The organism is Aerococcus sp. L_32 (assembly GCF_050689315.1).
Genome location: NZ_JBOEQF010000009.1, coordinates 21255 through 28401, shown reverse-complemented (window position 1 = coordinate 28401; position 7147 = coordinate 21255). Strand labels below are relative to the sequence as shown.

The 7147-nt window shown below is 41.7% G+C and carries 7 protein-coding genes; all 7 read right to left on the bottom strand.

Annotation, left to right across the window (positions count from 1 at the left end):
• The coding region (locus ACRCJ0_RS01655) for a Veg family protein (RefSeq protein WP_431389314.1) at nt 1-222 on the bottom strand (222 nt) is incomplete at its 3' end.
• A gap of 119 nt (nt 223-341) precedes the next feature.
• Nucleotides 342-1238: a 16S rRNA (adenine(1518)-N(6)/adenine(1519)-N(6))-dimethyltransferase RsmA gene (gene rsmA, locus ACRCJ0_RS01650; protein WP_431389313.1), complete on the bottom strand. Its 897-nt coding sequence runs from the start codon at nt 1236-1238 to the stop codon at nt 342-344.
• A 9-nt stretch (nt 1239-1247) separates the two neighbouring features.
• Nucleotides 1248-1877 carry a ribonuclease M5 gene (gene rnmV, locus ACRCJ0_RS01645; RefSeq protein ID WP_431389312.1) on the bottom strand — a complete coding sequence of 210 codons (630 nt, stop codon included), beginning with the start codon at nt 1875-1877 and terminating at the stop codon, nt 1248-1250.
• Nucleotides 1878-2675, bottom strand: a complete 798-nt coding sequence (locus ACRCJ0_RS01640; protein ID WP_431389311.1) for a TatD family hydrolase — start codon at nt 2673-2675, stop codon at nt 1878-1880.
• 62 nt (nt 2676-2737) lie between these two features.
• Nucleotides 2738-4756 (bottom strand): methionine--tRNA ligase, encoded by a 2019-nt coding sequence (gene metG / locus ACRCJ0_RS01635; protein WP_431389310.1) that lies wholly within the window; start codon nt 4754-4756, stop codon nt 2738-2740.
• 206 nt (nt 4757-4962) lie between these two features.
• Nucleotides 4963-5484, bottom strand: a complete 522-nt coding sequence (locus ACRCJ0_RS01630) for a C40 family peptidase (RefSeq protein ID WP_431389309.1) — start codon at nt 5482-5484, stop codon at nt 4963-4965.
• 186 nt (nt 5485-5670) lie between these two features.
• Complete coding sequence (tyrS, locus tag ACRCJ0_RS01625; protein ID WP_026466510.1) at nt 5671-6936, bottom strand: tyrosine--tRNA ligase; 1266 nt, start codon at nt 6934-6936, stop codon at nt 5671-5673.
• Between the last annotated feature and the right edge of the window lie 211 nt (nt 6937-7147).

Here is a 7147-nt window from a genome sequence, read left to right as displayed (position 1 = left end):
AATTTCGACTGATTCAGTTAACACATCGGAATAGCTATAGCAGATGCGTTCAAATTTGTTTTCTTCTTGGTCTAGTTCAACCACGAAAACAGCAGGGAAAGTGTCACTTAGCACCCCTTGGCGTTTCATCACGCGTTTACGACCAATCTGTTGTGTTAGATGGACGCGTTCACCGATTTTTCCTTCAAGTTCCGCTTTGATAGTTGCAATATTATTTGGCATGCCCTCACCTCTCTACCACACAGTATACCATAAAATGCAAGATATTTAAATACCATTTTTGTCTTTTATTGTCAACAATAATAATGATAGAAATAGGTGAGAATTTTAGCCAAATGATCTTAATCTTGGAAGGTCAAATCTTCTTTGTACAGGGCATCTGCCAAGTGTCCAAAATCTGAAATCGTTAAAGTTTCCGCTCGTTGCTTTTGGTCAATACCTGCAACTTCAAGGGCTTTTAACATTTTTTCAACCACGACTTCCTCTTTTCCAAAGGCAGCACGTAAGTTATTCCAGATGGTCTTACGGCGTTGTTTGAAGCTTGACCGTACTAAATGGAAGAAAAATGCTTCATTTTCAACAGTAATTCTTGGTTTATCCAGCTTGTTTAAGGCCAAGATAGCCGAATCTACGTTAGGTTGTGGGTTAAAAACAGTCCGCGGTACAGTAAAGGCGATTTCCGCGTCACAGTAGTATTGAATAGCTACTGATAATGACCCGTAAGCCTTTGTTCCTGGGGCTGCTGTCAATCGTTCTGCTACCTCTTTTTGCATCATCAAGATGAATTGGTCGAAGTGGAAGCTAGCTTCAAGTAAATTGAAGATAATCGGCGTTGTAATATAATATGGCAAGTTAGCCACTACAACCGTCCGCTCAGCAGGTGGGAAAGCCGCCATTGTCGCATTCAAGTCCGCCTCCAAGATATCTTGATGCTTGATTGTTACATTGTCGTAGTCACTTAGGGTATCTGCTAAAACTGGCAACAAGCGTTGGTCAATTTCAAAAGCCAATACTTCCTTAGCATTGATAGCTAAAAACTCCGTTAAAGCCCCAATTCCCGGTCCGATTTCAATAGCGTTGGTATCCTTATCCACCCCTGCCACGTCCACCATATGTTGAAGGATTTGCGGTTCAGTCAGGAAGTTTTGTCCCAAAGACTTTTTCGCATCTAAATTGAATTTCTTTAGGATAGCACCCGTTCTTGACGGCGTTGCAATATATTTAAATGGTTCATTCATAATTTTCACCTATTTCTTTTGGTAATTTTCAAGCACTGTTGCTACTTGGTCTAATGATATCTGGAAAAGGGCTAACCGTTTCGCAAGCTGTTTCCCGTTGACATAACCCAAGTGTAGCTGGCTTGATAAGTATTCTCTTCTGTCTTTGGCATCCGGCGTCCCAATCAACCTCAAGGCAATCAAGTCTTTTTGTGCGATAGACTCAAGGTCAACCCCCGACGGATCAGCCAACTGGTAAACATTGGCCAGTGCCTTTTCAATCGCTGAATCAGAGGCATGCTCAACCCCTAAACTCCCCTTGTGACTTGGTTTCGCCTCATCTCGTTCAATAAAAGCATGTTGAACACCAGGTACAGCGTCCACAACCGCTTGACGAATCTTAGTGCCTGAGATATCTGGATCTGTAAAGACAATCACCCCATGGAGTTCATGAGCTTTCTTGATTTCAAGCAAGGTCCGTTCATCAACCGCTGACCCGTTAGTTTCAATAGTTGTGACTTGGTAGAGCCGGTTTAACCGTTGGGTATCTGACTTGCCCTCAACTACAATCACCTGTTTAATCTGTTTCTTTTGTTTTGCAGATGGATTTTCAGCTTTCGCCATCTCTCCCTGTTTGTCTTCAGCTGTCATATCACGCATCTACTTTCTTTTGACCAATTGTTGGCCATCAAAATCCAGTGCGAATAAATCCAAAGCATTTTGGAAGGTTTGCGCTTCAAAATCTGCAATTGAGCTTTCACGTGTCGTTGCCAAGGTCTCTGCCACATAGGCTACAAAGGCTGATTCATTACGTTTGCCCCGTTTTGGTACCGGCGCTAAATACGGTGAATCTGTCTCAATCAAAATCTTATCATCAGGCACCAATTTCGCAGCTTCCCGCACTTCCACCGTTTTTTTGAAGGTCGATACCCCCGAAAAAGAGACATGCATGCCTAAATCTAGGAATTTCTCGACCCATTCAGGTGTTTCACCAAAGGAATGCATAATGCCACCGAAGTCGCTCACTTTTTCTTCTTTTAAAATGCGGTAACAATCGGCCGTCGCGTCCCGGTTATGGATGACAATAGGCAACTGTAATTCGCGGGCAATCGCTAGTTGACGGCGGAAAACTTTTTCTTGTACGTCACGGGGACTAGTATCCCAGTAATAATCCAAGCCTGTTTCCCCAAGCGCCACTACCCGGTCATCTTCTAAAGTAGATAATAGGTATTTTTCAGCTTCAGCATTGTAATCCACCGCTTCAGTTGGATGCCAACCGTAAATTCCAACCATGTCCCCATTTTCCTTGACCATTTCTTGGGCTCGGTTAATGGTATTGAAGTTAAAACCTACTAAAGCAAATCCCCTTACCCCAGCATGTCTAGCCCGAGTGATGGTTTCATCGCGGTCGTCATTAAAATCATCTACATTTAAATGTGTGTGCGTATCAAACAACATATTTTTCCTTTCTTAACTTAGAAAAAGGGACTGTGACAACCAGCCCCTTCTTCGCGTTATCATTAAGCTATTTCACTACCATTTGCAGCATCTTCAGGTGCAAATACTACTTGTAGTTTACCCTCGTGTTCTGCAGAAAGGATCATTCCTTGAGAAACTTCACCCTTCATCTTACGTGGTTTCAAGTTGGCGATGATGCAAACTTTTTTCCCGATTAAAACACTTGGATCTGGATAGAATTCACGAATACCAGATAGGATTTGACGGTGACCCTCGTCCCCTGCGTCCAATCTGAATTTTAATAATTTGTCTGCCCCTTCAACGAAGTCAGCATCAATCACTTCAGCAACCTTGATTTCAACTTTATCAAATACATCATATTTGATTTGGCTATCTTTAACGGATACCAATTCAGTTTCTTCAGGGTTGAAGCTTTCATCTTCTCCCTCGTCGCCAGCTGGTTTATTGGCAGCCATTTGCGCTTGGATATAAGCAACTTCTTCATCGTGGTCTAGACGTGGGAAGATTGGTTGCCCTTTTTCAACTACTTTCGCAGTTTCTGGGTATAAACCAACTTTGGCATTTTCAAAACCTGCGTCAGTGTCAAAATCTAAACCTAATTGTTCAAAGATGTTAGCTGGTGTTTCAACCATGACTGGTTGGATTAGGATGGCAATCACACGTAATGAGTCCACCAAGTGGTACATCACTGATTGTAATTTACTAGTTTCTGCTTCATCTTTGGCCAAGATCCAAGGTGCTGTTTCATCAATATATTTGTTGGTACGAGAGATGATTTCCCAAACGTGGTCTAAGGCTACACTGAATTGTAGGTCATCCATTGATTGGCGGTAAGCTGCCACTTCAGATGTGATTAAATCTTCTAATGATGCATCAAAGTCAGTAATTTGACCTGGGTAAGCACCCACTTGACCACCCAAGTACTTGTTAACCATTGAAACAGTACGATTCAATAAGTTTCCTAAGTCATTCGCTAAGTCATAGTTAATACGGTTGATGAAGTTGTCAGGGGTAAAGATACCGTCATGACCAAATTTCACTTCGCGCATCAAGTAGTAACGTAAGGCATCTAGACCGTAACGTTCAACTAGCATTTCTGGGTAAACAACGTTCCCTTTAGATTTAGACATTTTACCATCTTGCATCAATAACCAACCGTGGCCAAAGATTTGTTTTGGTAGTGGTAAGTCTAATGCCATCAACATAATTGGCCAATAAATCGTATGGAAACGAACGATTTCTTTACCTACAAAATGAATATTTGCTGGCCAGTATTTGTCAAAATTTTCAGCATCCGCATTTGGGTAGCCTAAAGCTGTAATATAGTTCGCCAAGGCGTCAATCCAAACGTAGACAACGTGTTTAGGGTTAGATTTAACTGGTACACCCCAGTTGAATGATGTACGTGAAACCGCCAAGTCTTCTAAACCTGGTTTAATGAAGTTGTTGATCATTTCATTTTTACGGGTTTCAGGTTGGATGAATGTCGGGTTCTCTTCGTAGTATTGTAGTAAACGATCAGCGTATTTACTCATCTTGAAGAAGTAAGATTCTTCCTTCACTAATTCTACGTCGTGACCAGATGGCGCTTTACCACCGATTACTTTGCCGTTTTCATCTTTGTAAACTTCTTCTAATTGGGTTTCAGTGAAGAACTCCTCATCAGAAACTGAGTACCAACCTTCATATTCACCTAGGTAAATATCACCTTGTTCTAATAAGCGTTCGAAGATGTACTGAATGGCTTCAATATGTTGTTGGCTTGAAGTACGCATGAAAGTATCGTTTGAAATCTTCATTGTCTTCCAAAGTTCTTGCATGCCAGCTGCCATACCATCAACGTATTCTTGCGGTGAAATACCTTGTTCTTCAGCTTTTTGTTGGATTTTTTGTCCGTGCTCGTCTGCACCAGTTAAGAACATTACATCAAAACCGTTCGCACGTTTGTAACGCGCAAGTGTGTCAGATGCTACTGTTGTATATGTATTTCCGATATGTAATTTACCACTTGGGTAATAAATCGGTGTTGTAATATAAAATGTTTCTTTATTTTCAGCCACGAATGAGTGCCCCCTAATATTTGTCTATTCTCTTTCCGTAATAGTATATCATAATTTACCAGTATTTTAAGGGGGTTCGACGACATTTACGATCACCCGTGTCACGAATAATTGATAATGTCCTAATGATTCAATTCGAAAAATGGCAAACTTGCCCTAAGCTGATTCACTAGTCTACCTACTTATCTACTTACTAGAATACTTGCTTACAAGTCGTTAATCACCCGGTTAGCGAACTGTGGGGCAAAGCGGCCGACATGACCGTATGAAACAGATTTCCCGGGACTTGGGGCATGTAAATAATAGCCATCCGCGAGTGCCAAGGCGACGTGGTAAACCTGGTCGTCTTCTTCAAAAAAATACAGGTCGCCTGGTTGAACATTGTTTAAGTCTACAGGTTGGCCAAAATATTGTTGTTGGTTGGTTGTGCGTGGCATATATAAGCCGTTTGCCTTAAAAATATATTCAATAAAACCGGAGCAATCAAAACCAGATAGGTCGTTACCACCCCAAATATAAGGGGTGCCAATCAAGTCATTGGCTGTGGTCAGGACGGCTTGCCGTTTAGTAATTGTAGTATTGAATGGTAATTGCGCATTTTGGTCGCTAGCTGGTAGAGATGCTATTGTGCCCTTCCCCTTGGCATGAATGGCTTGTGATGGAAAGGCGAGTGCAGCCACTGTATATAAGGCGGCCAGCAAGTATAAGAAACTTCTTTTTTTAAACATATCGATCACTCCTTTTATGGTTATTACGGGGCTATCATATCAGGTTGAAATCCTTGTTACTATAGGATTTACACAAGTTTTACCAAGCGTTTTTTTGGTGGTTTTACGTATACGTTGTGGGTTCAAAATGCTGTCAAAAAAGACCTGAACCGGGGTCCAAGTCTTTCATCGTTTCTATATCAATATTTACGCGCCTTCGATGGTAACTAAGAAGTATTTTTTCTTACCGCGACGAACGACGATGTATTTGCCTTCGATGGCGTCTGTTGCTGAGATTTCGTAGTCGACGTCTTGTAGGCGTTGACCGTTGATGTAGATGGCGCCGTTGTTGATGTCTTCACGTGATTGACGACGTGATCCTTCGATGCCTGCGTCTACTAACCAAACGGCTAAATTGTTGCCTTCTTTAGGCATTGTTGATCCTGGCATGTTACCGAAACCTTGTTCAATTTGTTTGGCTGATAGGTCTGCGATATTGCCTGAGAATAAGGCTTCTGTGATGGTTTGGGCATCTTGTAAGCCTGATTGACCGTGAACAAAAGTAGTCATTTCTTCTGCTAGCCGACGTTGTGCTTCACGTTTTTCTGGTTCACTAGCTACTTTTTCTTCTAGGGCATCGATTTCTTCTTTGCTTAAGAAGGTAAAGTATTTCAAGTATTTCACGACGTCAGCATCGTTTTGGTTTAACCAAAATTGGTAGAATTCGTATGGTGACGTTTTTTCTGGGTCTAGCCAAATCGCACCACCAGCTGTTTTACCGAACTTAGTTCCGTCCGATTTCAACATTAGTGGAATAGTTAATCCAAAGGCTTCTGCGTCGGCACCAGCTTCTTTACGAATTAATTCTAGACCTGATGTGATGTTCCCCCATTGGTCGGCCCCACCGATTTGTAGACGAACGTCTTCGTTTTCAAATAGGTGTAAGAAGTCCATTGATTGAAGGATTTGGTATGAGAATTCTGTAAATGAAATCCCTGTTTCTAAACGTGAAGCAACGATGTCTTTTTTGATCATGGTATTCACGTTGAAACGTTTCCCAATATTACGTAAGAAATCAAGTAAAGTCAGGTTTTTAGTCCAGTCGTAGTTGTTGACCATACGGAAGTCGGCGTCTTTTTCTTTCAGGAATAAGTTTTCCATTTGACCAGCTAATTTGCGGGCGTTGTCTTCTACTTGTTCCATAGATTGTAGGTTACGTTCTTCCGATTTACCTGAAGGGTCACCGATTGAACCTGTCGCTCCCCCAATTAAGATAACTGGACGGTGTCCTGCTAATTGGAATCGTTTAAGGACCATAAATGGAATTAAGTGACCGATATGTAGTGAGTCACCAGTTGGGTCAACACCGCAGTATAGGCTGATTTTGTTGTCTTTGATGTAGGCTTTTAGACCGTCTTCGTCAGTTTGCTGGTTGATGGCGCCACGCCATTCTAATTCTTCAATAATGTTCATGTTTTTCGCTCCTTTTTCCCTTTATAAAATAAAAAAGCCCCTGCCCTAAGCTCTTCCAATTGGAAAAACCTAGACAGGGACGATCAATTACCGTGTTACCACCCAAATTGTTATAAACATTTAGTTTACAACCTCTCTTTGTGCGTTATCGGGCACTAGCCGGCGGAATTTATTTTGCTATGTGTAATTCACTATCAATCCTTGACTAGTT